At 69.2% G+C, this 24,951-nt stretch carries 22 protein-coding genes; 13 read left to right on the forward strand and 9 right to left on the reverse strand.

The genetic code is table 11. The annotated features are described in order from the left end of the window. On the forward strand, positions 1 to 876 hold an 876-nt coding region (locus IVW53_12505), incomplete at its 5' end, for a right-handed parallel beta-helix repeat-containing protein (GenBank protein MBF6606394.1). Between the two features lie 50 nt (positions 877 to 926). Here the strand turns inward: IVW53_12505 and IVW53_12510 are convergent. The 4 genes from IVW53_12510 to IVW53_12525 are packed head-to-tail and all read right to left on the reverse strand — an operon-like array spanning position 927 to position 5,573. Next, positions 927 to 1,877, reverse strand: a complete 951-nt coding sequence (locus IVW53_12510; protein ID MBF6606395.1) for a glycosyltransferase family 2 protein — start codon at positions 1,875 to 1,877, stop codon at positions 927 to 929. Beyond that, complete coding sequence (locus IVW53_12515; protein ID MBF6606396.1) at positions 1,877 to 3,004, reverse strand: glycosyltransferase; 1,128 nt, start codon at positions 3,002 to 3,004, stop codon at positions 1,877 to 1,879. The genes IVW53_12510 and IVW53_12515 overlap by 1 nt, the downstream gene beginning before the upstream one ends. 2 nt (positions 3,005 to 3,006) lie before the next feature. Next, entirely contained in the window at positions 3,007 to 4,041 is a 1,035-nt protein-coding gene (locus IVW53_12520) for a glycosyltransferase family 4 protein (GenBank protein MBF6606397.1), read from the reverse strand. Between the two features lie 14 nt (positions 4,042 to 4,055). Continuing rightward, entirely contained in the window at positions 4,056 to 5,573 is a 1,518-nt protein-coding gene (locus IVW53_12525) for a right-handed parallel beta-helix repeat-containing protein (GenBank protein MBF6606398.1), read from the reverse strand. Between the two features lie 96 nt (positions 5,574 to 5,669). Between IVW53_12525 and IVW53_12530 the strand changes: the two genes are divergently transcribed. Together IVW53_12530 and IVW53_12535 are read left to right on the forward strand one after the other, a co-directional pair. Next, positions 5,670 to 7,232, forward strand: coding sequence for an O-antigen ligase family protein (locus tag IVW53_12530; GenBank protein MBF6606399.1), 1,563 nt, complete (start codon positions 5,670 to 5,672; stop codon positions 7,230 to 7,232). After that, positions 7,232 to 8,404 (forward strand): glycosyltransferase family 4 protein, encoded by a 1,173-nt coding sequence (locus IVW53_12535; GenBank protein ID MBF6606400.1) that lies wholly within the window; start codon positions 7,232 to 7,234, stop codon positions 8,402 to 8,404. The genes IVW53_12530 and IVW53_12535 overlap by 1 nt, the downstream gene beginning before the upstream one ends. On the opposite strand, the gene IVW53_12540 is transcribed toward IVW53_12535, so the two are convergent. The 3 genes from IVW53_12540 to IVW53_12550 all read right to left on the reverse strand — a co-directional run bounded on the left by IVW53_12540 (position 8,401) and on the right by IVW53_12550 (position 12,025). Further along, positions 8,401 to 9,327 (reverse strand): TIGR03621 family F420-dependent LLM class oxidoreductase, encoded by a 927-nt coding sequence (locus IVW53_12540; protein ID MBF6606401.1) that lies wholly within the window; start codon positions 9,325 to 9,327, stop codon positions 8,401 to 8,403. The genes IVW53_12535 and IVW53_12540 overlap by 4 nt on opposite strands. A gap of 40 nt (positions 9,328 to 9,367) precedes the next feature. Continuing rightward, the gene (locus IVW53_12545; GenBank protein ID MBF6606402.1) at positions 9,368 to 10,621 is read right to left on the reverse strand and encodes a methyltransferase domain-containing protein; all 1,254 of its coding nucleotides are present in this window, start codon (positions 10,619 to 10,621) and stop codon (positions 9,368 to 9,370) included. Positions 10,622 to 10,705: 84 nt separating this feature from the next. Further along, positions 10,706 to 12,025: an NAD(P)-binding protein gene (locus IVW53_12550; GenBank protein MBF6606403.1), complete on the reverse strand. Its 1,320-nt coding sequence runs from the start codon at positions 12,023 to 12,025 to the stop codon at positions 10,706 to 10,708. Between the two features lie 424 nt (positions 12,026 to 12,449). Here IVW53_12550 and IVW53_12555 point away from each other — a divergent pair, with 424 nt between their 5' ends. Then, positions 12,450 to 13,415 (forward strand): glycosyltransferase family 2 protein, encoded by a 966-nt coding sequence (locus IVW53_12555; GenBank protein MBF6606404.1) that lies wholly within the window; start codon positions 12,450 to 12,452, stop codon positions 13,413 to 13,415. A 269-nt stretch (positions 13,416 to 13,684) separates the two neighbouring features. After that, positions 13,685 to 14,512: a glucose-1-phosphate cytidylyltransferase gene (locus IVW53_12560; GenBank protein MBF6606405.1), complete on the forward strand. Its 828-nt coding sequence runs from the start codon at positions 13,685 to 13,687 to the stop codon at positions 14,510 to 14,512. Between the two features lie 8 nt (positions 14,513 to 14,520). Here the strand turns inward: IVW53_12560 and IVW53_12565 are convergent, their stop codons facing one another. Next, a complete protein-coding gene (locus IVW53_12565; GenBank protein MBF6606406.1) occupies positions 14,521 to 15,546 on the reverse strand; it encodes an SDR family oxidoreductase in 1,026 nt (341 codons plus the stop codon). 163 nt (positions 15,547 to 15,709) lie between these two features. Here IVW53_12565 and IVW53_12570 point away from each other — a divergent pair, with 163 nt between their 5' ends. Genes IVW53_12570 through IVW53_12580 form a run of 3 tightly spaced genes read left to right on the forward strand, consistent with a single transcriptional unit; the run spans position 15,710 to position 19,178 of the window. Next, a complete protein-coding gene (locus IVW53_12570; protein MBF6606407.1) occupies positions 15,710 to 16,807 on the forward strand; it encodes a glycosyltransferase in 1,098 nt (365 codons plus the stop codon). After that, positions 16,804 to 18,408 (forward strand): hypothetical protein, encoded by a 1,605-nt coding sequence (locus IVW53_12575; GenBank protein ID MBF6606408.1) that lies wholly within the window; start codon positions 16,804 to 16,806, stop codon positions 18,406 to 18,408. The genes IVW53_12570 and IVW53_12575 overlap by 4 nt, the downstream gene beginning before the upstream one ends. Beyond that, positions 18,408 to 19,178: an NAD(P)-dependent oxidoreductase gene (locus IVW53_12580; protein MBF6606409.1), complete on the forward strand. Its 771-nt coding sequence runs from the start codon at positions 18,408 to 18,410 to the stop codon at positions 19,176 to 19,178. The genes IVW53_12575 and IVW53_12580 overlap by 1 nt, the downstream gene beginning before the upstream one ends. A 23-nt stretch (positions 19,179 to 19,201) precedes the next feature. On the opposite strand, the gene IVW53_12585 is transcribed toward IVW53_12580, so the two are convergent. Beyond that, positions 19,202 to 20,524 carry a hypothetical protein gene (locus IVW53_12585; GenBank protein MBF6606410.1) on the reverse strand — a complete coding sequence of 441 codons (1,323 nt, stop codon included), beginning with the start codon at positions 20,522 to 20,524 and terminating at the stop codon, positions 19,202 to 19,204. Positions 20,525 to 20,629: 105 nt separating this feature from the next. Here IVW53_12585 and IVW53_12590 point away from each other — a divergent pair, with 105 nt between their 5' ends. The 5 genes from IVW53_12590 to IVW53_12610 all read left to right on the forward strand — a co-directional run bounded on the left by IVW53_12590 (position 20,630) and on the right by IVW53_12610 (position 24,832). Further along, positions 20,630 to 21,913, forward strand: a complete 1,284-nt coding sequence (locus tag IVW53_12590; protein MBF6606411.1) for a class I SAM-dependent methyltransferase — start codon at positions 20,630 to 20,632, stop codon at positions 21,911 to 21,913. Then, entirely contained in the window at positions 21,910 to 22,695 is a 786-nt protein-coding gene (locus IVW53_12595) for a glucose-1-phosphate cytidylyltransferase (GenBank protein MBF6606412.1), read from the forward strand. The genes IVW53_12590 and IVW53_12595 overlap by 4 nt, the downstream gene beginning before the upstream one ends. Before the next feature lie 5 nt (positions 22,696 to 22,700). After that, complete coding sequence (locus IVW53_12600; protein ID MBF6606413.1) at positions 22,701 to 23,366, forward strand: PIG-L family deacetylase; 666 nt, start codon at positions 22,701 to 22,703, stop codon at positions 23,364 to 23,366. Between the two features lie 120 nt (positions 23,367 to 23,486). Next, complete coding sequence (locus IVW53_12605; protein MBF6606414.1) at positions 23,487 to 24,290, forward strand: hypothetical protein; 804 nt, start codon at positions 23,487 to 23,489, stop codon at positions 24,288 to 24,290. After that, positions 24,290 to 24,832, forward strand: coding sequence for a cyclase family protein (locus tag IVW53_12610; GenBank protein MBF6606415.1), 543 nt, complete (start codon positions 24,290 to 24,292; stop codon positions 24,830 to 24,832). The genes IVW53_12605 and IVW53_12610 overlap by 1 nt, the downstream gene beginning before the upstream one ends. The last annotated feature ends 119 nt before the right edge of the window (positions 24,833 to 24,951 follow it).

Here is a 24,951-nt window from a genome sequence, read left to right on the forward strand (position 1 = left end):
ACCGCGACACCGACCCCCACCGCGACACCGACCCCCACCGCGACACCGACCCCCACACCGACGGCGCCACCGAACGCGGACCCGTGGTCCGTTCCGTTCCTCCAGCGCACCCCGTCAGGGCAGATCCACCTGACCAACTGCTCGAACGTCACCATCAGCGGCAAGCAGTTCGTCGGCATCGCCGACGACGCCATCATCATCGAGAACTGCAACAACGTCACCGTCACGGCCAACGATTTCTCGGGTGATGTGGGCGGTGTCTATGTCGTGAACTCGACGAACGTCACGGTGACCTGGAACAGGTTCCAGAACATCGGTGACGGCACGATCGGCTCCGGGCACTCCAACTACGTCCAGTTCAACCGCTCGACCGGCGGGTACATCGCCCACAACAAGGGCGTGGGTGGCAACACCGAGGACATGATCTCGCTCTTCCAGTCCGGCGGAGCCTCCGCCTCCAGCCCGCTCATCGTGGAATACAACGCCTTCCAGGGGACGAACTGGAGCTCCGGCTCTGGCTCCGGAACGATGCCCGGGGACGCAGGCGGCTCCCACATCGTCGTTCGATACAACACGTACCTCAACCCTGGCCAGGTTGGCATCGGTGTTCCGGGGGGGTCCGACATCCACATCCTCAACAACACCATCTACGGCGCGCAGCGCGCGAAGTCCAACGTCGGGATCTACGTCTGGAATCAGGGTTCCGGGACATGCTCCGGGATCGAGGCCGGCGGGAACCGGGTCTTCTGGATCAAGGCGAGCGGACAGTCGAACCCGGCCTGGAACGCGGGCAACTGCGGGACCGTGAGTGGCTGGGACACGAATATCTGGCAGGACTCGTCCATCGATCCGGCCACGCTCCAGGTCGCCTTGTAGGCGGGAACACGACAGCTACCGGACCACGGAGATCGCGCCGCTACTGGGCTTCAGCCTCGGTAGCGGCGCGATCTCCTTGTGAATACCTCCCGGATGGCGTGACGCAGGCGCTGCGGGAAGAGCCAGACCTGGGCGAAGGTGACGAGCTCGAGGAGGTGCGGCCTGCCGTACCGGAACGCCTCGCGGGCGATCAGCCGGAACGCGCTCCGATCGCCGCTTGCCGCCGCCATGGAGCTCACGAGGCCCATCTGAACCGCCGCGTACGCGCGGGGGGTGAACAACTCACGATTGGACCTGGTCCACTCGAATGTCGGACGCCAGCCGGGTCTCAGGCTGATCCGTGGGCGATCGACATCCTCGTACCAGATCGAGAGCGGCTCAGCCGCGCACGTGACCGATGTGCCCGCTACTCGCGTGGCGCGCAGGACCCAGTCCATGTCGTCGAAGCGGAAACCCGCCCTGAACGGAACGGACCGGAAGAGTTCGGTGGGGGCGAGCAGCGTCGAGGACTGGAGATACCCCTCGCCGTGGAAGGCATGATGCCGCACCGTGAGGTACTCGCTCATCGGCTCGTCCGGTCGAGGCAGTCGTCGCGGCAGGACGAGATCGGCTCCCGGGGTCCTTGCGATGAGGCGACTCCCCACGATCGGCAGGCGCGCCGGCGAGGTCGTGGCCAGGTCGAGCTGGATCCGGAGCTTGTCGGGCAGCCACTCGTCATCGTCATCGAGGAGGGCGATCCAGGGGGCGGTCGCCTCGATGAACCCGCGGTTGCGGGCACCCGCCGGGCCGACGTTCTGTGAAAGCTCGACGACGCGCAGGCGTGGGTCGCCGACCGTCTGCAGGGCGTTCACGATCGCAGGGTTCGCTCCGTCGATGACGACGATCACCTCGAGCCTCGTCTCGGACTGGGCCAGCGCGCTGGCGACGGCTCGGAGGATGAGTACGGGTCGGTCGTACGTCGCGATCACGACGGAGACGAGTGGCTCCGGCCTGCGATCGATCACGCTGGCTTCCTCGTGCGACCGTCCTGGCTCGCCAGACGCTCCGTGTGCGCGACGAACGCGGGGATGATGTTCGCCCAGTCGAGACGTTGACTGACGAGCCGGCGGCCGTTGGGCCCAATATCCCGAGGATCCTGCCCGAGGCGCTGGAGGGCGTTGGCGAGGTCGTGCGGATCCGGCCTGGTGAGGATCGCCGCGTCGTACGCGGCCAGATCGCCGGCGAGGTGCACGGACGAGGAGACGACGCATGGTACGCCGAGCGCCAGGTTCTCGACGAGGGCGATCCCGTATGACTCCCACCGAGAAGGGTGGACATAGCCATCCGCGTGCCGGAGGAACTCGGTCTTCGCGGGTCCGGAGATGACGCCGCCGAGATCCACCCAGTCCCCGATCCCGCGATCGGCGATCCGGCGCCGGAGCGCCTCGAGTCCGCCCCGGAAGTCGTAGCCGTGGAGCCGCAACCTCGGCCGGCGCTCTGGCGGCAGCAGGACCAGCGCGTCGATGAGGATGTCGAGGCCCTTGTGCCACGGATCATATCGGCCGACCCAGGACAGGTACCCTCCACCCCCGGCCCAGTGCGTGTCGGGCAGGTCGAAACCGGTCGGGAGGACGATGAACGAGGCGCGGGGCGCGAGGCGGCGGATCCCCGGCAGCTCGGAGTCGAAGAATGCGTGGACGGCTGCCGCCCGTTCAAGGAGGCGACGTTCGAAGTACTCCCGGAGGCGCACCGGCGGGCGCAGATAGGACCGCCAGGCCGGTTCGTACACCCCGTGCGGCATGACGACATACGGGACGCCGGCACGTCGAGCTGCCCGCGCGGCCACATGGTTGGATGGCACCCAACCCTCATGGAGGATGAGGATGTCGCCACGCCGGAGCCACCGTTCGAGGGCCACCGGATGCCTCGTCAGACGTCCGAGGCCACGGTGTGGGACGACGCTCTCCGCGAGTCCCGGCGTGGGATTGTCATCGTCGGGGCTGAACCGGCGGTCAGGCTCGAGCGACGATCCCCCATGGAGGACCGCGACGTCGATGCCCGCGCGAGCTTGGGCCCGAGCCCAGGACCAGAGGGCGAGCGTCACCCCCGAGTCCTCCCGTGCCGTGGGGTAGTAGTGGACGATACGCATGGTCAGGCCGCTCCGAGATCGCGGCGATAGGTCGCGTCGAGCTCTGGCCACGGCGCATGCGGCGCGATGAGGTCGCGGATGCGCGCGCTGGCGCGGTCCGCCAACGCCGCGGCATGGTCGCGATCCGTGAGTTCGATGATCCGGGCAGCCGCCGCCTCGACATCGTCGGCGAAGGCGCCCGAGTCGCCGAGCAGCCAGCGCAGGCTCGGGAGTGCTGAGCAGAGGACGGGGCGGCCTACCCACATCGCCTCCTCAACCGCGAAGGACACGCCCTCGAACCAGCTGAACAGGACCACGCTCCGCGCACGATCGAGCGCGGTCTGAACATCGTCGATGTGCCCCACCAGTTCGATCGGGGCCCGAAGCTCGCCGATCAGCCGCTCGATCTCGTCGCGCCTCGGTCCGCCGCCGGCCATGATCCCCCGCACGGGGACCGTGTCCGCAGCGCGGCTGATGGCCCTCACGAAGAGGTCCGGGCGCTTCTGGTCGACGAGATTGCCGAACCAGAGGAACGTGGCGGGACCGTCCTGCCTGTCCATTTCCCGTCGGGAAAGCGTCTGCAGTCGCGGGCTCGCGTGGGCGAGGAACGTCCAGCCCGGGTGGGGCTCCACGCCTGCCGTGTATGCCCGGCGGGCGAGGAGCGGAACAAGCCGCAATCCTGCCCACCTCAGACGTGCGTATCCGCGCGGATCGCTCGGCATTGCGCCAGTCCCGTGAAGGGTCACGTATGGTCGGTGTCGAGTCGCTGCACGTGCCACGAGGAACGGGCGCATCCCGTGGCAGTGGATGACGTCCGGCCGGACGTCGTGAACGATCGCGCGCAGGTCCGCGACCGCTCGGGCCATCCCGCGCGCATCGCGGGCACTCCGCGGAATCGGCGTCGAGTGGTGCTCGAAGTCCAGGCCGGGCATCCACGGAATATCCCCGGGAGCGGCCAGCACCACCCGCCAACCCCGACGCGTGAACCAGCCGGACTGCTCTCGAGCCGCCGCTCCGAGACCGCCCCCCAGCGTGCCCGCCACAACGAGGAGTGACAAGCCGCCCGCTCGACTCACGGAGCGGGTGGCACGCCGGCCGCAGCCAGGATCGTGTCCTTCTGCGCGTCGGTCAGGTAGCTTCCCCCCTGCTCGGCAGGCGTGCGCTCGAAATCCGCGAGGGAGCTGAAGTTCCCGTCCCAGCTGAACCGCCAGTTCCCGGCCTCCGGGTAGGCGAACCAGAAGCGGTTGTTCGAGCCGCGGTTGTTCTGGCCAGCGCTGAACAGTGACCCGGAGAAGTCCTCGCCCCAGAATTCGCCGTAGGTGTTCGGCACCGAGACGGCGGTGACGTTGTCGTGGACATTGATGCCGGCGAGCGGCTTGACGTTCGGCCAGTCCTGGCGGTTCTGGCTGATGATCGCGATGCCCGTGCGGGCGTTCCAGGCGAGCGTGTTGTTCGAGACCTCTGTCCCGGTCGAGGAGGATACGAGGATCCCGGCGCCCCAGCCCCAGACCGCCTTGCCGTAGCCGTTGTTCCACGCCACGTTGCCAGTGATGAGTCCGTTGTAACTCACCTCTTCCATGATGCCGGCGTACGTGTTGTCGTGGACACGGTTCGCCCGGTAGACCGTGCCGCGGCAGTAGATGTCACACCAGAGGCCGGGGCCCACGTTGTGATCGACCTCGTTGCCCTGAAGGAGCAGGCCGGTCTGGACGGTCGCCTTGAGGCCACCCGCCTCCCACTCGGGGTCGAAGCCGGCGATGTTGTTATCGTGGATCCGGTTGCCACGAACGATGTTCCTCCGTCCGTCCTGCGGCGTGCCGCTGCCTCCCAGGTGGACCCCGAGCTGGCCACCGAAGCCGATGTCGTTGTTGCTGATGACGTTGTCGTTGCCGTGGTCGAGGGCCACGTCCGCGCCGTGAGCGTAGGCGAACACGTTGCCGGTCACCACGTCGCGGCCGGCGCCGTCGAGATTCCTGATGGCGCCGGTCTGCGGGGCATTGGCCGCATAGCGCATCGAGAATCCGGTCACCGTCACGTCCGGCGCGGCGATCACCACCCACGCGTCACGAACGGTGACCTCGACGAGATGGCCGGTGGGATCGCTTCCCAGGATGACCCGACGCTGTTGATCCACCGCGAACTGACCAGGTGCGGGGTTCCCCTGCGCGCGGACGAGTGGCAACCCGTCGAGGTAGACCTGCTCGGGATCCTGGCACGCCCGGCCGGACCGGCACTGCCCCCCGCCCAGGAACGTCGGGATCGCCCGGGCGCTCCGCCAATCGCCACCGGACGGCGCCCAGGCCGTCCACACGTCGCTCCCCCGGATCTCCGAGCCGGCTGAACCGCGCAGCGTGAGTGGCTTGCCGATGACGACCGTCTCACGGGCGAGACATGCGGGAACGACGACCTCCGTTCCGGGTGCGGCGGCATCGACGAGGCTCTGGATCCTCACCGTGCACGCGGAGACCGGCGGTTCCAGAGACGCCACCGCGACGGCAGTGGGAGCAGCGGCGGGATCCGGTGGCCGCGCGGACGACGCCCCGAGCAGAAGGCCGCCGATGATCACGACGGCTCCGATGCCCGCGATCACGGTGTGTCGCATCATCTGCCCATTGTGCCATCCTTCCCGGGGCCCACCCGGTAATGGGTCTCCGCCCGGCCCGCGTAGGATGGACCGGCACCCCGGGTGGACCGGCGATCCGGACGAGAGGACCTGACGACGATCCCTTCCAGATCCATCGCGATTGCCGCCTCGCATCGCCTCGCCCTGGCGACGAACGCGGCGCGCCTGACCAGGCTGGCGGCGCTCGCGATCGCCGCCGCATCGGGCGTGCTCGTGGCGGTCTGGCCTACGTCGGCGGCCGTCATCGCGGCGCTGGTCGTCGGCCTTGGGCTCGTCGCCATGGGACGCCGTGTCGTGGGCCTGTTCCACGGCGGGCTCATCGCCATCCTCGTGGGCTATGCCTTCCTCGGCAAGGGATTCGCGTACCTCGGTGTCCCGCCCCTCTATGTCGGGGAGATGGTCCTCGCCCTCGGGCTCGTCTCGATCCTCGTGTCATTCGGTCGGGCGCGGTTCGGAGTCCTCCACGGTCTCCTCGCGCTGTTCATGATCTGGGGGGCCATTCGGACGATCCCGTATATCGGCCTGTACGGGATCGACGCCCTCCGCGACGCCGTGACATGGGCCTATGGGCTGTTCGCGATCGCCGTATCCGTCACGGTCCGTCAAGAGCACTTCCACCGGCTGAGGGCCGGGTACCAACGGATGATCCCCGTGTTCCTCGTCTGGGTCCCTCTGGCAGCGGGACTGACGCTCCTGCTCGGGGATGCCCTGCCAAAGGCGCCCGGTTCGAACGTCGCCCTCGTCGTGTTCAAGGCCGGCGACACGGCCGTCCACCTCACCGCCATCGGGGCGTTCATCCTCCTCGGGCTCTATGAACGGGCCGGAAGCGCGGCCGGGATCCGTGACCTTGCCCTGTGGAGTGCCTGGTTCGTGGAATGCGCTCTGACGGCCGCCCTGAATCGAGCTGCCATGGTCACCCTCGCGGCGACGTCCGCCGTCCTCCTGTTCGTGCGAGCATCCAGCCGCTGGGTGGCACTCGTCTTCGTCGGCGTCACGTTGCTGGCGCTCACCGTCCTCGTCGACCCGCAGGTCGATGTCGGCGGGACCCGGGCCATCTCGGTCGGCCAGCTCGTCGACAACCTGACGAGTGTCTTCAGCAACCAGTCGAGCGCCGCGAACCAGGCCACGAAGGAGTGGCGCGTCCAGTGGTGGGACAAGATCGTGAGCTACACGGTCAACGGACCGTACTTCTGGACCGGGAAAGGGTTCGGGATCAATCTGGCTAACGCGGACGGCTTCCAGGTGACGGCCGACGGGTCCCTCAGAGCTCCGCATAGCACGCACCTGGAGATCCTCGCCCGGGCCGGCGTGCCGGGCCTGGCGCTGTGGCTCGCGTTCCAGATCGCGTTCGGGATCAGCCTCCTGCGGGCGGCCTTCAGGGCCATCCGGGCCGCGCCACTATGGGTGCCCATCCTCGGCTGGATCTTCGTGTACTGGGCGGCCGCCCTCATCGATGGCTCGTTCGACGTGTATCTCGGCAGCCCGCAGGGTGGCATCTGGTTCTGGAGCGTGATCGGCCTCGGCCTGGCCGCCGTCCGCCTATCGCGCGCGCCGGAGCGCCCGGAGGCAGCGTCGCCCATCCGACTCGGACGCGCCGCCCGGCGGTCGACCCACCCGGCCTCCTGATGCGGATCCTCATCGCCCACAGCTTCTATCGACTGGCAGGCGGTGAGGATGGCTATGTCCGCCAGCAGGTCGACCTCCTGAGCCGGCATCACACGGTCCACCTGCTCGAACGCGCCAACGAGGCGCTCGGGGAGCGCATCGCGACCGCGGCGCGGATGATCTACTCGCCGGCCGAGCGGCGGAGCGTGTCCCGGGCGATCGGCCGGTTCCGGCCGGACGTCGTCCATCTCCACAACGCATATCCGTCGTTCGGGCCGGCCGTCCATCTTGTCGCCGAACGGCGCGGGCTGCCCCTCGTCATGACGGTCCACAACTTCCGGATGCGGTGCCCGAACGGCGTGATGTTCACGGAGGGGCAGCCGTGCCGACGGTGCGAGGGTGGCAACTATGCGAACGCCGTCGTCCACGAGTGCTTCCCGACGCGCTCCCAGGCTGCCGCCTATGCGAGCGCCCTGCTGACCCACCGGTTCGCGCTGAGGCTCGAGGAGAAGGTCACCCTGTACATCGCACCGAGCCGGTTCATGCGCGACCGCCTCGTCCAGTGGGGGATACCGCCGGACCGGGTGGAGGTCGTCCGGAACTTCACCGACCTGCGACCCGGCAATGCAGAGCCAGGTTCCTACGGCCTCTACGTGGGGCGGCTGTCCGACGAGAAGGGCCTGGACGATCTGTTGCACGCACTCGTCCTCGCTGGTGACCCGCCATTCCACCTCGTCGGGGACGGCCCCGCTGCGCGGAGGCTCGTGGAGCTCGCCGGACGCCTCGAGCTCGCCAACCTGCGCTTCGCGGGTCGCCTCAACCGCGATGGGGTCGAGCGCGAGATGCGTGGCGCTCGGTACGTGGCCTTCTCCTCGCGCTGGGACGAGAACGCCCCGCTCGCGGCGCTCGAGGCGATGGCCGCGGGACGTCCACTCCTCGCGACCCGCACGGGCGGGCTGACCGAGCTCGTCGAGGAGGACAGCGGGATCACCGTCGACGTGGGTGACGTGGAGGCGATGGGTCGGGCCATCCGGACGCTCGTGGAAGACGACGCACGGTGTCGATCGTTCGGCGAGCGCGCCATCGCACGCGCCGTGGCCGAGCTCGCGCCAGAGCCGCATCGGCATCGCCTCGAGGAGGTCTACGAACGCGCGCAAGTGCTGGCATCGCTGCCACGAGCATCGCGACACTAGGTGCCGGCAAGCCTCGCAACGATCGGCGCCACGGCCTCGATGTCCGCGCCCAGGTTCCAGTAGTTGAACCCGTAGCGCTCGCGGCGCTCCTGGAGCGCCGCGACGCAGGCGGCCACGCTGCCGGCGAGCACGGCCGGCGAGCCGGCGAGCAGCTCGGGGTCGGCCCCCAGCAGCTCGGCGAAGCTAGAGGTGCTTGCTCCGGCCTCGGCGGGCGAGTCCGAGACCCGGACGAGATAGGCCGAGAACTGGAGCTCGAGCGCATCGTCCGGCCGGCCGGCCGCGCGGGCGGCCTCGCGCACCCAGCGAACCTTCGCGCCAATGCGCTCCGCGCCGAGGTCCGCCGCGGCGGCGGCCGAGAGCGAACCCTCGGGCAGTCTGGCGTGAACGCCCACGATGTCCGCGTTCGCCGCCGCGAAGGCCAGGATTCGTGGCCCGCCACCGCCGATCATGAATGGCGGGTGCGGTTGCTGGACGGGCTTCGGCAGGCCGTCCAGGCCGGCGATCCGGTAGTGTCGGCCCTGGAACGAGACGGGGTCCGGGCCGAACAGGCCGCGGATGACCTCCACGGACTCGGCCAATCGCTCGATCCGGGTGGCCGGCGGATCCAGGCGGATGCCCGCGGCGACGTAGTCGTCCTCCAGCCAGCCGGCTCCGATCCCAAGCTCGACACGGCCGCCGCTCAGCACGTCCAGCGTCGCGATCGCCTTATGGAGGAGAACGGGGTGACGGAAGTCGTTCGAGAGGACGAGCGAGAGCACCCGAAGCGTGGTGGTTGCGTCGACCGCCGCGGTCATGACCGTCAGTGGCTCCATCGTCCAGCCGTGGGTCAGGTGCTCCGAGACGCACACGGTGCTGAAGCCGAGGTCCTCGATCCGGCGCAGGGCACCGCGCCAGCGTTCGATCGGCTGTGTCAGTCGGGGCATCGGCGCGATGAATCGGAACGGCCTGGTCACGGCGCCTCGGTCAGCTGAACAGCCGGAGTTCCGGAAGGGCCACGACGAACCGGCCGCCCCAGGTGCGTGCCACGGCCAGCTGTTCGACGATCTCTTCGCGGAGCGTCCACGGCAGGATGAGGATGAGGTCCGGGCGGGCGACCTCGATGGCCGTCGGATCCCGGATCGGAATTCGGCAGCCAGGCAGCAATCGGCCCTGCTTGTCCGGCGAACGGTCGACCGTGAACGGCAGGAGCGCAGACGTGATCCCGGCGGCGTTGCAGAGCGTCGCTGCGCGGCTCGGGGCGCCGTACCCGGCGACCTTCAGGCCGTCGGCGCGCGCGGTCTCGAGAAACGACCGGATGCGATCGCAGGCTGCCGCCGCGGCCGGGCCCAGATCATCGAACCCATCCAGCCGGTCCAGACCTCCGGTGTGCTCAGCCTCGACGATCGCCTCGAGTCGAGCGGTGCCTTCGGGGGTCGCCCGGGCGGAGGCATCCTCCGAACCCACGGCGAGGACCCGCAGCGAGCCACCGTGGGCCGCCATCGGGCGGGCGTCGATCGCCCGCAGTCCGTGGCGATCGAGCAACGGCCGCAGCGCGGTCAGCGAGAGATAGGTGCGATGGGCGTGACAGACAGCGTCGAACTGGCGCTCCACCACGAGGCCGAGCAGGTGGTGGAACTCGATCGCGACCGTGCCGCCCGGCTTGAGCAGGAGGCCGATCCCGCTCGTGGCATCGGCCAGGTCGTCGACGTGCGCGAGCGCGTGGTTGACGAGAACCAGGTCGGCCGGGCCCGCGGCTGCCCGGAGCGCGGCCGCGCTGCTCGCGCCGAAGGGGCCGGGGCTCGTCCGGATCTCCGCTGCGCGACACGCCTCGGCCATGGCCGGATCGGCCTCCACCGCCCAGACCCGGAGGCCGGCAGCCCGGAAGGGCGCGAGGAGGTGGCCGGATCCGGCGGCAACGTCGACCACCAGGCTCGACGCATCCAGTTTCAGCTCGTCGAGCAGCTCGGCGGCCCAACCGCCGACGTGGTCCAGTGTCGACGAGGAGAAGGCCGCCCCATGCCCGTGGGCCGGGTCTGGCGGTTGCTCCGTCTCCGCCAGCTGTACCAGCCAGCAGTGCGGGCACACGCCAAGAGCAAGCCGGTGAGTCGGTTCCGCCCCCGGCGGCGCGTCGGGATCGACGAGCGCATCGGCAAACGGCTGGGAGCCGAGGTCAAGGATCGGTCCCAGCAGGGCCGAGCCGCAGGACCGACAAGGCCCGAGCGATTCGGGTTCGGGCATCGAACGGGGTCTCACTTCGGCCGGAGCGTCGATGGGTGGCCTGAGGATACCAGTCGGCCGGGGGCGGGACGCTTGGCTCGGTCGTCAGCCGTCGCGCTCGAGCGCGCGCTCGGCCGCCCGTTCTCCGCTCACGAACGCCTCGTCCGTCCAGAGGTGGTTCCACTCGCCATAGCGCCCGCAGTACAGGACGCCTATCTCGTCCAGGTAGCCGTGGACCGTCGCCAGCGCAGCGGCCCGGTCATGGTCGTAGATGACGTTGCCATAGCGAGCGACCCGCGCCTCAGAGAAGAGGATCTGATCGGCGTCCCGAAGGATCCCGCAACGCCGCAGGTCGGCAATCACGCGCCGGATGAGCCCGTCGGGTGATTCGGGCAGCGGGCGGTACTTGTCGGAGAAGTAGATCTCGGCCTGGATGCTGCCCGTCCCCGGCGGCACGGTGTGGGGCGACAGGCGGTGAGGAAAGCTCAGGCGCGAGAAGACGATGTCCTCGTCGTAGAAATAGGACACGTGGGCGTCAGTGAGGTCCGCCCGATCGATCCCCAGATTGACCATCACCACGCTCGTGAACGCCAGTCGCGCGGCCGCCTCGCGAACTTCACCTGGGACGCCGTCGATCATCGGGATCAGCTCGGGCAGTCCGATCGACGAGATGACCTGCCGGTACGGCACGGAGAGCCCTGTCGCGAAGCGGAGCACGCAGGCGACCGGATCCAGTCCGACGAGTTCGTGACCCAGGCGCACGCCGGCCCGCTCGGCCCACGACCGGACGTAGGAGACGTAGCCGCCGTGGGAGGGGTACCGGAAATGGGTGACGTAGTGAACGTCGGTCGTCGGCGTGCTCGCCAGGGCGCCCTGGAATATCTCCGCGAGGTTGGGCCGATACATCCGCGGGCCCAGCCAGTCAGTCGTCAGGTTGGCGGCCTCGGTGGTGTGGTACTTGCGACCGTAGACGAGCGGGAAGGTCTCGGCGAACGTCCGCCCGAACGCCGCCAGGCACCATTCCTCGTAGTTGCTGACCTGCGGATCCGCGATCCGCTGGGCCTCCACGAAGTCCACCAGAAGCCGGACGATCAGGTCGGTCGGAAGGCCGTGGAGGTTGACCTGGGCCGGATGGGTGAACCAGTAGCCCTGCCAGTAGTTGTTCAGGCGAATGGGCACGCTCTCGAACCGGCCGTCGACGGCGTCGGCCAGGATGCCCTGAACACGTTCGTCCTTCGTGAACGACACATGCGGACCGTCGTCGAAGACCCAGCCATCGGGTTGGACGTGACTGGCCGTGTGGCCTCCGATGTACGGGTTTTTGTCGAAGCAGACGTACGGGCGGCCGGCGGTCTCGAGTCGATGGCCGGCACCAAAGCCCGCAAACCCGCTACCCAACACGGCGATCGTCCGGTGATCCGTCATCGAGTCATTTTCATACCTCGATCATCTGGGTTGTGCGGCGGCCGGTCCTGGGCCGGACCGGCCTGTGTCGGAACAGGGTAGTCGGGGACGCGTAGGGCGTCGTCGCAGGGTCTTGCGGGGTGCCACCGGCGGGTTCGTGGCCCGGCGGCAGGACTCCGAGATGCAAATTCGCCGCGCGGAGGATATCATCGCCCCTCGCCGGCGTCACCGGCATTGGCGGTCGCGGTCGCGTCACGAGGGGGCAGGCGTGGAGGCGGACGGAACGAGGAACGGGCCGGCTCGCGTTCCGTCGTGGTTCCGCCTTCCGGCCACTGTGGACGTCGTTCACCTTCGGGCCCGGTTGTACAGGCTACCCGGCCATTGGCTCGGTGCGCTGATGCGTCCAACGTTCGACCGCCTCCGCGCTCAAGACGCCGGGCCCGAGATGGGCCCGAGATGGGGGCGATCGACGCCGCCGCCGCGAGTCTCGATCGGCCTCGTCGTCTACAACGGGGAGCGTTATCTCAGCTCGGCCATCGACTCCCTGCTCGACCAGACCTACCGTGACTTCGAGCTCATCATCTCGGACAACGGGTCGACTGATGGAACCGAGCGGATCGCCAGCGCAGCCGTCGACCGCGACGACCGCGTCCGCTATGTGCGCCACGCCGAGAACCACGGCCTGGCCTGGAACCTGAACTACGTCGTCCGGCAGGCCAGCGGCGAGTTCTTCATGTGGGCCGGCCATGACGACATCCACGGACCCGAGTTCATCGAGCGATGCGTGGCCGTCCTGAGCGCGGATTCCGGGGTGGTCTATGCCTACGGCGATACGCTACTGATCGATGGCGAGGGCACGGTCTTCGGTCGCGAGATCAACCGCTTCGAGCTGGCCGAGCGATCGCCGAACCGGCGGTTCTGGGAGCAGCTGGTGGTCCGGGGAGGCCAGAACTTCTACGGGATCATCCGGTCGTCCGTCCTCCGCTCGATCGCGCCGCACGGATCGATCCCGTGGGCCGAGCGGGTCATGTTCGCGGAGCTGAGCCTGCATGGTCGGTTTGCGCTCGTCCCAAGGGCGACATTCTTCTGGCGCCGCCATCCCGCTCAACTCACTGCGATCTGGGGGAGCCGACGTGCGTTCACCGACGCCCTGGATCCCGGGCGCCCAGCCTGGCGACGATTGACGCCGGTGCTCATGACCGAATATGTGGGCGGCTACGTGGCCGCGATCTGGCGAGCGCCGTTGGGAGCCGGGGAGCAGCTCCGTTGCTGCGCCCGGTTGGCTCGCTGGCTGCTCAGCCACCTTCCCGGCCTGGGTGTGGAGGACCCCCGCGCAGCGGGTGTGGAGATCGGGCCTCTGCGGCCCGAGGATCAGGGCACTACACGGGACGGATCTTCCGACGGTGACTGATCGGCCGGCGACGGACTGGCCGATCACACCCGGGTGCACGAGCGGCCCACCGCGCGTCTCGCCGAGCCGTTCAACTCCTTGGATGCGGTCGGTCGGCTCCGCGGCGTCGCCAGGAGCGGCCCCCGCGTTCCACCGGACGCACCTGGACGGTCCCGTCAAGCCGGCGCCGCTCGGGGAGGTACAGTTCCGACCGGCGGCTACCGGAGGTGCTTGTGGGCCGTCGCGCGCCGTGATGATGAGGTGACAATGAATACGCGAGGGTTCGCCCGGTGAAGGTCGTGCTCTTCTGCGGCGGGTCCGGGATCCGTCTCCCCGACGGCGGGGAGACGCTCCCCAAGCCGATGGTGAGGATCGGCGATCGCCCCCTTCTCTGGCACGTGATGCGCTACTACGCCCACTGGGGCATGCGCGACTTCATCCTCTGCCTGGGCGCCCAGGGGGGCCTCATCAAGGACTACTTCCTGTCCTACGACGAGACGCTCACGAACGACTTCACGCTCTCCTCCGGGGGCCGGCGGATCGATCTCCATGGCACCGACATCCAGGACTGGCGGATCGCCTTCGCGGACACGGGCCGGCGAGCGGAGGTCGGGGCGCGCCTGCTGGCCGTTCGCGATCATCTGGACGGGGAGTCCGTGTTCTGCGCGAACTACGGCGACATCGTGACGGACGCGCCGCTCCCCGAGCTGGTCGCGGATTTCCTGGCTCGAGACAAGGTCGCGGCGCTCCTGTCCGTGCGTCCCAACTCCTCGTTCCACGTCGTGGAGGCCGAGAGTGGCGGCATCGTGACCGCGATCCGGGACGTCGCCCACGCCGATCTCTGGGCCAATGGTGGCTACTATCTCTTCCGCGACTCGATCTTCGACTACATCCACGGCTCCGAGGACCTCGTCGCGGGCCCGTTCCATCGCCTCATCGCCGAGGACCAGCTCATCGCCTATCGCCACGACGGGTTCCTGACGTCCCTCGACACGCTCAAGGATCTGCAGAACCTGGAGCGTCTCCACGAGAACGGACGACCTCCGTGGGCCGTCTGGCTCGAGGACACGCTTGGCGGATCGGTCGTTGCCGGGGCCCCGGATCAGGCGCCTCGGTGAGCGCTCGCTCAGGCGAATCGTAGATCGGGCGTCAGCACCCTACGCTCGAGCAGCTGCCGGATGTGGGCGATCCGGGCGTAGCGCGGGCCCTCGAAATCGGCGACGGTCGCGCCGTTGAGGCGACAACCGTCGAGGATCTCGCCTGCGCCGCGTCGAGCGTCCCACTCGACGCTGAAATCGAGCACCCGTCGGATCTTGTCGCAGTCGACGCGGTAGTTGCGGGTGTCCGGCGACGCGCCTGGGGCGAATTCCACGGCGCACCCGGGGATCACCTCGGCGGCGATGCGGGCAAGATCGCGGATCTGGTAGTTCTCCCCAGTGGCGCCGACGTTGAACGCCTGACCGTGGATCAGCTCGCGCGGCGCGTCGAGGACGGTGAGGAACGCCCGGCAGATGTCACGGACATGGACCATCGGCCGCCACGGCGTCCCGTCGCTCTTGAGACGCACCCGACCGGTCGCATGGCCCCACGCGACGAGGTTGTTGAGGACGATGTCGAACCGGAAGCGCGGCGACATCCCGTAGGCCGTCGCGTTGCGGAGGAAGACGGGCGTGAATGCATCGCTCGCCAGGCGCCCGACGTCCCGTTCGACGAGCACCTTCGACATCCCATACGGTGTGACCGGTCGCAGGTCCGCCGTCTCATTGAGGAGCGTCCCGTCGGAAGCCCCGTAGTTGCTGCACGAGGACGAGAACACGAAGCGGGCCACGCCGGCCTCGCGGGCGAGTTCCGCGAACCGGACGGAGGCGAGATGATTGATCTGGTCGGTGAGCGTGGGGCTCAGGTCGCCGAGCGGGTCGTTCGAGAGTGCCGCCAGGTGGAGGACTGCGTCGAAGCCGGCGAGGTCGTCGAGCTCGACGTCCCGAAGGTCACGCTCCAGCCGGGGCACGTCAGCGATCTGGTCGGGATCGCCGAACGTGCAGTCCCGGTACAGGTCGGTGTCCAGGCCGACGACCGCGTGCCCGGCGTCGAGCAACATCGGCGTGAGGACGGTCCCGATGTATCCGAGATGGCCCGTGACGAGAACGCGCACTCAGCCTCCGGTCGCTGTGTTCGGCGGCCGGCCCGGCTGCCGGATGGCGGCATGATAGCGTCTCCTCCACCGGGCGACGACTGCCGAACCGGTCGTCCCCGGTGCATGCGGATGACCGATACTCCGCACGTGGCGGCCACCATGATGGTCGCCGAACCGCCCTGTGGAACGGTCGTCGACCCAGATGCGCATCGCCCGCTATCACCCTCGTGCCGCGATCGGCGATGGCGGCCTGACGTTCGCCGTCCGCCGCTGGTCGGTCGCGCTTGCGGATCTCGGCGTCACGACGCTGGTCGTCCACGCCGGCGGCCCGGCCCCGGACGACACGGACCGGATCGCCTGGCGAGCGGTTCGCCATGTCCCGACGCCGTTCGGGCCCGTCCCGGTTGGCCTTCGAGACGCATTCCAAGGGGTCGACCTCGTCGTCCTGCATTCGGGCTGGACCCTGGCGAACCACGTCGCGGCGCACTCGGCGCGTGCGGCGGGGATCCCATACCTGCTGGAGCCGCGAGGTGCGTACGATCCACACATCGTCGCCCGGCACCGGCGGCGCAAGGCTGTCTGGTGGTCGGTCGTCGAGCGCCGGATCGTGGAGGGAGCCCTCGGGATCCACGTCTTCTTCGAGGAGGAGCGAGTCCACCTCGCCGCGCTCGGACACCGTGGCCCCGTCGTCGTTGCCCCGAATGGCATCGACGCACCGCCGGCGGCCACGTGGCAGGGAGGCGCCGGCGGGTCGATCCTGTGGTTCGGCCGGCTCGATCTCGATCACAAGGGACTCGACCTGATCGTTCGCGGCGTCGCCTCCCTGCGCCGGAACAACCGTCCGCACGTCCGCCTCCATGGCGCGGGCGGCGCCCGCCGGCGGGCGGAGCTCGAGGCGCTGGTCCGGCAGCTGGACGTCGCCGATCAGGTCGAGATCCTCGGACCCGTCTACGGCGAGGACAAGGAACGGGCGGTCGCGTCGTGCGCGGCGTTCGTGTACCCGTCGAGGTGGGAGGCATTCGGCTTCGCGCCGGTCGAGGCCGTCGTCCGTGGGGCCCCCCTGCTCGCGACGCCATACCCGCTCGCCCGACACCTTGCCGACCGGCACGGCGCGCTCGTCGTGGACGCCACGCCGGCGGGGCTCGCCGAGGGACTCGAGCGGATCATGGCGACCGGGTCGTCCGCCCTGGGCGAGGTCGGCCGGACGGTCGCCGTCGAGGATTTCCGGTGGTCCGACGTCGCCACCCGGTGGCTCCGCCAGGTCGAGGCGCTCGTGTGAGCATCGCGGGCGTTCCTCCCGATCGCATCCCGTGCGGCCGCTGGACGCTGATCGTCGGGCCGGACGGCACCGGGAAGTCGACCCTCGCCGCGTCCCTGATGACGGATGCGGCGCCGCTGGGGAGCGTCAGGTACCACCAGCGGTTCGGCGTCCTACCGCGCTCGGCGACGAGCCGGATCGCACCGGCGGATCCGCATCTCGCACGCCCATATGGACGGTGGCTATCGGCGGCCAAGGTCGTCTACCTGTACGTCGATTTCGTTGTCGGCTGGCTCGTCCGGGTCCTTCCGGCCCGGCGCCGCGGTGGCTGGGTCGTCATGGAGCGCGGCTGGGCCGACCTCGCCGTCGACCCGCGGCGGTATCGATTGGACCGCGTCGACCGACTCGTCCGCATCCTCGGCCGGCTGGCACCACGGCCGGACGTGATCCTTCTCCTCGACGTGGGGGCCGAGATCGCCCATGACCGACAGGGGGAGCTCTCCGTGACGGAGATCGAGCGCCAGCGACAGGCCTGGCTCACGCTGCTCCGGGACGACCCTCGTGCGCGGATCATCGATGCGGGCCTGACGGCCGCGGTCGTGGCCCGGCAGGCCCGCGAGGCGATATCCGGTGCCACGTCGGCCGCGGGATCGTCCGCGCCGGGCCCGGACGGGGAGTCCCGCTCGCGGTGGGTGAACCTGCCGCCTGGATCCACGGCGAGGTGGGTGATTCAGGCTTCGTCCGGCCGTGTCGCGGCCGCAGGCCTCTCGGTCTACCAGCCGGTCACGCTCCGTGGACTCATCGGCTGGATGGGTGCCCGGGTCATCGCGCGGACCGGCGCGCTGGCGCTGCTCCCGGCGACGGGATCGCCCGTCGAGGCGATCCGGCTCGACGGAGCCATCCCATCCGGCTCCCTCGTCGCCGTGAGTCGGGGAACGACCGCCGGACGGGCGGTGGCGCTGATCCTCGACTCGCGAGGTCGAGCACATGCGGTGGCCAAGCTGCGCAGCGACCCGGAGGGAATGGCCGGTCTGGCCCACGAAGCACACGCCCTCGAGCGGGCGCGTCCGCACCTGCCGCCGGGCCTGGCAGCCCCCAGGCTGCTCGCCGAGGCGCCCGGGTACCTCGTGTTCGAGGCCATCGATTGGCGCCTGCGGCCCCGACCGTGGAGGTTGCCCCCGCAGGTCGCCGCCGATCTCGGGACCTTCTATCTCCATGCCGGCGGTGGCCCGGACGGGGGCCCGGCCCACGGTGACTTCAGCCCGTGGAATCTCCTCCGGACCCGGTCCGGCTGGATGCTCATCGACTGGGCGGACGCGATCGAGGCAGCGCCGCCGTTCGCCGACCTCATCCACTTCGTCGTCCAGTCGCACGCGCTCCTGGGTCGACCGTCCACCGCGGCGGTCGTGGCGGGCTTCGATGGACAGGGCTGGGTCGGTGCCGCCCTCCGGGCACACGCCGCCGCCGCGGCCCTGGACTACCGAGATGCCCGGTCTCGGCTGATCGCCTACCTGGAAGCGTCCCTGCCGGAGATGGACGCCGGATCGGACGATGGGCGTCGCGGCGCCCGTGGGCGTCAGCGGCTCCTCGCGGCGCTCGCGAAGTCCGCGGTGGGCACCTGATGCCTGCGCGGCTGCGAGTGGCGGTGACCGGGGCGGAAGGGCTCATCGGCGGCGTGGTCCGGAGATACCTCGGCGACCGCTACGACCTCCGTCCGCTCACCCGCACGCGGGCCGCGTTCGCGAGCACCGTCGTCGACCTCCAGGACCTCGATGCCCTCACCGCAGCGCTCCGCGGTTCGGACGCGGTGGTCCACCTTGCGGCGGCGTCCGGCGTCGCCGATGCGTGGGCCGACGTCCTCGCTTCGAATCTGGTCGGCGCGTACAACCTGTTCGAGGCGGTCCGTAGCGCCGGGGTCCCGCGGGTCGTCTTCGCCTCCTCCAACCACGTCGTCGGGGGCTACGAGCGCGAGGGCGCCCCCGCCATCTACGCGGGTCGCCTGGAGACGCTGGTCGACGAGCGATCGATGCCACGACCCGATTCCCTCTATGGCGTCTCGAAGGGCTTCGGCGAACTCCTCGGCCGCTACCATAGCGACCGCTTTGGACTGCGGGTGATCTGCCTGCGGATCGGATCCGTCCTCCCGTCAGACGATCCGCGTGCCCCGGCGCCGTCGTCGGCCCCGCCGGAGATCGCGGCTGTCTGGCCCGCCCGGATTCGCGCGACATGGCTCTCCCATCGCGACTGCGCGGAGCTCATCGCGCGGGGGCTGGAGGCGGACGTACGCTTCGCGATCGCCTACGGTGTCTCGGACAATCCGGGTCGGTTCTGGGACCTGGAGAGCGCCCGTCAAACCCTGGGCTTCGCGCCTCGTGATCGGCCGCCGGACTGAGAAGGAGAGTCGCGTCTCCGGCATCAGCGCGGCGCCGGCGCGTCGGAGGCTGCGGTTTCGGCCCGGGTCCGGTAGAGGTGCGCTTCGACCAGGTACGCTCTTAGAAAAGCGGCGGCACCGATGAACGACGCGGCGGCCAGGCCCCATGCAGCACCCCACGCGCCCGCCACCAGCGCGCCGACCACGGCGTCTGCCAGGCTCACGATCGATGTGAAGAGGGTCACCCGAAGACTGCGGCGAGCCGCGGCGAGCGCGCGCAGGCCCATGGACGGTCCGGCTGTCAGCATGTAGCCGAGCGAGCCGATGGCCAAGGGAAGCACGAGCGCGTGTGCCGGTAGCCACGACGTCTTGAGGAGCACGGTTCCGACGTCGTCAGGGATGGCCAGCACGAATCCCGCCCAGGCCACGATCGCTGCAGACAGGCCCAGGGACATCACCGCGGCCGCTCGATCGAGTCGATGCACGGAGTGGCCGAGGGCGCGAACGCCCTCTGGCACCGACACGATGTTGATGCCCATGAAGAACACCTGCACTGGAGCGAGCAGCAGCTGGCCGGCGCGCAGGGCGCCGAGGGCAGCAAGGCCCGACACGGCACCCACGCCGTAGGCGACGAGCTGGCCCGCTGTCAGCCGGCCCATCGCCTCGAGGAGGAACCGCGGCCCGATGTCGATCTGTTCCCGCCACCACCCCAGGGCACGGTCCGGGCGCGGCACGACGCCTGACTGCCAGGCACCGACCACGGCGGCGACGGTCGCTCCGCCGCCCCAGGCGAGCACCGGCCAGGCGATGCTGCGATCGCCGGACGCGATGACGACCGCAAGTGCCGGGAACTCGAAGAGTGCCCAGATGGCGTCGTTGATGAACGCCGATCGGCCGCGTCCTGCCGCGAAGAAGACGGATCGCCATGCATCCTGGAGGAGGAGGCCGGGCAGCGTGATGCCGAGCCCCACGAACACGACGCCCACTCCATCGCCGATGAGGAGACCGCACGCGAGCAGAAGGCTGCCGGCCACGACACCGGCGCCCAGTGCGGTCCCGGTCGCGGCGCCGGCGGCGCGTCGGAAGGCGGCTTCCGGAGCGCGCCCGTAGCGGATCACGAGCGGATCCATCGGGTATGCTCGCGAGACGCTGACCGCGAAGTAGTACGCTGCGAGCGCGAGGCTGAACGCCCCGAAGTCGGCCAGGGTGACGGTCCGGACGACGAGGAAACTGAGGCCGAAGTTCGTCAGGCTCGAGAACGACTGGTCGGCGAGGCCCCAGCCGGCTCGGCGAAGGGCGGCGATCGGAAGCCGGTTGAGCGGCGCAGGCGGCGGCGAACCACCGGGCGTGTCGGCGGGCGTTAGCATTCCGTCAACCGGCCGAGCAGACGAGGTCGCAGGCGCCGGCGCGCGCGCTCGCGGCCCAGACTGACCGCCCAGGCGACCGTTGAACCGAGGATCCGCGACCCGTTCATGACGAATCCGCCCGCGGCCCCCGGCGCCAACCCGTCCGATCCGATCGACCGATCGTGCCGGTTCTGCGGCGCGCCTCTTGAGCATGTCGTCATCGATCTCGGGATGTCGCCCCTCTGCGAGAGCTTCCTTGCCGCCGATGAGCTTGAGCGCATGGAGCCCTTCTATCCTCTCCGTGTCCGCATCTGCGGCGTGTGCCTTCTCGTTCAGCTTCCGGCGTACGTGAGCCCGGATGCGATCTTCACGGAATATGCCTACTTCTCGTCGTTCTCGGACAGCTGGGTCGAGCACGCGAGACGGTACACCGCCGCGATGGTCGAGCGTCTGGACCTCGGGGAGAGGGGCTTCGTCGTCGAACTGGGCAGCAATGATGGCTACCTGCTCCAGCACTTCGTCCATCGCGGGATCCGCGTCCTGGGGATCGACCCTGCGTTGAATGTCGCGGTGTCGGCGGAGGAGCGCGGCGTTCGCACGCGAACCGCCTTCTTCGGCGCGGCGGTCGCCCGCGAGGTCCGCGCTGACGAGGGAGCGGCGGACCTGGTGATCGGCAACAACGTCCTGGCCCAGGTGCCCGATCTCAACGACTTCGTCGCCGGCGTCGTCGATCTCCTCGCACCGTCCGGACTCGTGTCGATCGAGGTCCCCCATCTCATGCGGCTCATCTCGGGCAACCAGTTCGACACGATCTACCACGAGCACTTCTCGTATTTCTCGCTGGCCACGGTCCGGCGCATCTTCGAGGCGCACGGGCTGGCGGTCGTGGATGTGGAGGAGCTGCCATCCCACGGCGGCTCCCTCCGGATCTTCGGCCGGCATGCCGGCGCCGGAGCCGAGGCTTCGGATCGGGTGGAAGCGGTGCTGCGAGATGAGGCTGCGGCCGGGCTGGGCGAAGTCGCCACGTATCAGGCGTTCGGAACCCGTGTCGAGGCCATCAAACGTGACCTTCTCGGGTTCCTCATCGACGCTCGACGCGACGGTCGGACGGTGGTCGGTTACGGCGCCCCTGGCAAGGCGAACACGCTCCTCAACTATTGCGGGATCCGAACCGACCTGGTTCAGTACACCGTGGACCGGAACACCTACAAGCAGGGTCGGTTCACGCCCGGCACGCACCTGCCGATCCACCACCCGGATCGCATCGCAGAGACGCGGCCGGATCATGTCTGGATCCTGCCGTGGAATCTCGGCCGCGAGATCCGGGCGCAGCTCTCCTACATCGGCGACTGGGGTGGCCGCTTCCTCACCGCGATCCCGGATGTCAGGATGGCTGAGGCCGGTCAATGAAGGTCGTCATCTTCTGTGGTGGGCAGGGCGTGCGGCTGCGCGAGTACGGCCCCGTCCCCAAGCCGATGATCCCGATCGGTGCCCGACCCATCCTGTGGCACGTGATGCGCTACTACGCCCACTTCGGTCACACCGAGTTCATCCTCTGCCTCGGACACGGCGCCGGCGCCATCAAGGAGTACTTCCTTCACTACAAGGAAGCGCTGTCGAATGACTTCGTGCTGACCGACGGCGGTCGTTCGCTTGAGCTGGCCGGCAGGGACATCGAGGACTGGCGGATCACCTTCGTCGACACCGGCCTGCATGCCACGATCGGTGAACGGCTCCTCGCCGTCCGACGGTACGTGGCAGACGAAGAGGTGTTCCTCGCCACGTACGGCGATTGCCTCACGGATGCGCCGCTGGACGCCCTGATCCGTGACTTCATGGCCGGGGAGGCCGTCGCCGGCCTGCTCTCGGTGAAGCCGCCCGGTTTCTTCGACCTGGTGCATCAGGGTCCGGATGGATCGGTGACGGCGATCCGGAACGTCGGTGACGGCGGGATCCGGATGAACGGCGGCTTCTTTCTGCTCCGGCGGTCCATCTTCGATCACCTCAGGCCGGGGGAGGAGCTCGTGGTGGAGGGTTTCCAGCGCCTGATCGATGAACGTCGGTTGATCGCCTATCCGTGGGACGGATTCTGGGCCACCATGGACACGCTCAGCCAGCATCGCGAACTCGAAGAGCTGAACGAGGCCGGACGCCCACCGTGGGCCGTCTGGACCACCAGCGGAGAACGCTGATGACGATGCGCCGGCTCACGATCGATGGCGGGGAGGGCCTACCCGGATCGGCGGGTCTCCGCCTCCTTGCGATCGGGGCCCACGCGGACGATATCGAGATCGGCTGTGGCGCCACGATCATGCGCCTCGCCGATGAGGGTCGTCTGCGCTCCGTCCGCTGGGTCGTCCTGAGCGCATCCGGACCCCGGGCCGACGAGGCCCGGATAGCGGCCGAGGCCGTTCTCCACGGCGTCCCGGACCGCGAGGTCACGCTGGCCGAGATGCGCGACGGATACTTCCCCTACGAGGGCGCGGCGGTGAAGGATGTCTTCGAATCGCTCAAGGATGGTCCACCGCCGGACCTCGTCCTCACCCATCGTCGCGAAGATGCGCACCAGGATCATCGCCTGATCGCGGAATTGACCTGGAACACCTTCCGTGACCAGCTGATCCTTGAGTACGAGATCCCAAAGTACGACGGCGATCTCGGCACGCCGAACGCGTACGTCGAGATCCCGGAGGTGATCGCACGTCGGAAGGTCGAGCTGCTCATGCGGCACTTCCCGAGCCAACTCGAGCGGCATTGGTTCACCGAGGCGACATTCTGGGCTCTCCTGCGGCTTCGAGGGATCGAGTGTCGGTCGAGCACCGGCCTCGCCGAGGGCCACACGGCCAGGAAGATCGTGCTCTGAGCCCGAGTCGGCGTCGGCGATGGCGTCCTGAACAGCCACGTCTTGGAGGAAGCCAAGGCAACGAAGGAGGTCCGGACGAACACATCCGCCGCTGACCGCACAGATCTCTGGCTCCCGCTGTTGCGCAGGCTTACCACGACCTCGCCGCGTTGGCTCGTCTGGAAGAACGCCGAGTCGGCGTTCACCGGGACCGGCGATATCGACGCCGCCGCGGCGGCGTCCGACTGGCCGACCATCGAGGCAGAGTTCTGCCGCTGGGCAATGGGGCACGGGGTTGGTCCCGTCGTCACCTGTCGACACATCCCCGGCGGCCTGAATCTCATCGCCGTGGCACCGGGGCACGCGACCTTCCTCGAGATGGGGGTGAAGGCCCGTCGACTGTGGCGCGGTTCGACCCTCTTCGTCCTCGACGATCTGATGCCCATGGCGACGCTCGATCCTCGCGGCTTCAGGCGTCTCCGTCCCGGCGCAGAGGGTCTCTTCAAGCTGCTCCTCAACGGCATGCGGCGTGACGGACACCCGAACGAGCGGGCGCTCCACGAGAAGAACGTTCGGGAGCTCCTGGGCGTTGACCCGGAGGGGGTGCGATCGGCGGCGGGCCTCTTTGGTCCGGCCGCGGGTGCCGTCATCGCCCTGGCGCGCGCGTCGGCTCAAGGGACCTGGGATCGGCGAGCGGCGCTTGCCATCGAGGGCTGGGCCGTGTTGCGAGCCTTTCGCGAGCCCGACGTCCTGGCGGCGCGGGTCCGATTCCGGGTCCGGGGACGTCACGGGTGTCCGGTCGTCGAGGCCATCCTGGAGGGAGGACGGCACATCCCCGGCGATCTCGAGGCGTGGCTCCGGCGAGTTGCTGTGGACCACGTCGTCCACGGGAGCGGACCCGATGGATCTCTGCCAGATGGTTCGGATGGGCACACCGTTCGGTGATGCGGGTCATCGACGTCTCGCTTCCGCTCTCGAGCCGCCTGACGGTTTTTAGCGGCAACACGGCCCTCTCCGTGCACGATGTCCTTCGGCGCGACCGCGGGGACGCGACCAATGTGTCCGAGTTACGGATCGGCACGCACGCGGGAACGCATGTCGACGCGCCGTCCCACCTGCTCGACGACGCACCGGGCGCTGACCGACTGCCGCTGGACGAAACTGATCGGCGAGGCTCTCGTGGTCGACTGCACGGCCGTGCCGCGCGCGATCGGTGCGCGAGACCTCGAGGCGCTGGGCCTTCCGCCCGGGCTCCGACGGCTCCTGCTCCGCACCCGGAACTCGGCGTTCTGGCGCAACCCGGCGGCCGAGTATCCCTCGGACTACGTCGGGCTCGCCCACGATGGCGCGCTCTGGCTGATCCGCCACGGCGTCCGGCTGGTCGGGATCGATGGGCTGTCGATCGAGCCATATCGGACGCCCGGCCGCCCGACGCACGTCGCGCTCCTCGAGGCCGGGATGGTGATCGTCGAGGGCCTCGACCTTGATGGCGTACCACCGGGTCGCTACACCCTCGTCTGTCTCCCGCTGAAGCTGGTCGATGGCGACGGCAGCCCCGCCCGGGCCGTGCTGCTCGCGGCCGACCAAGGCGATCCCGCGCTTGAAG

The sequence above is a fragment of the Chloroflexota bacterium genome, from assembly GCA_015478725.1.
GTDB lineage: Bacteria > Chloroflexota > Limnocylindria > Limnocylindrales > CSP1-4 > C-114.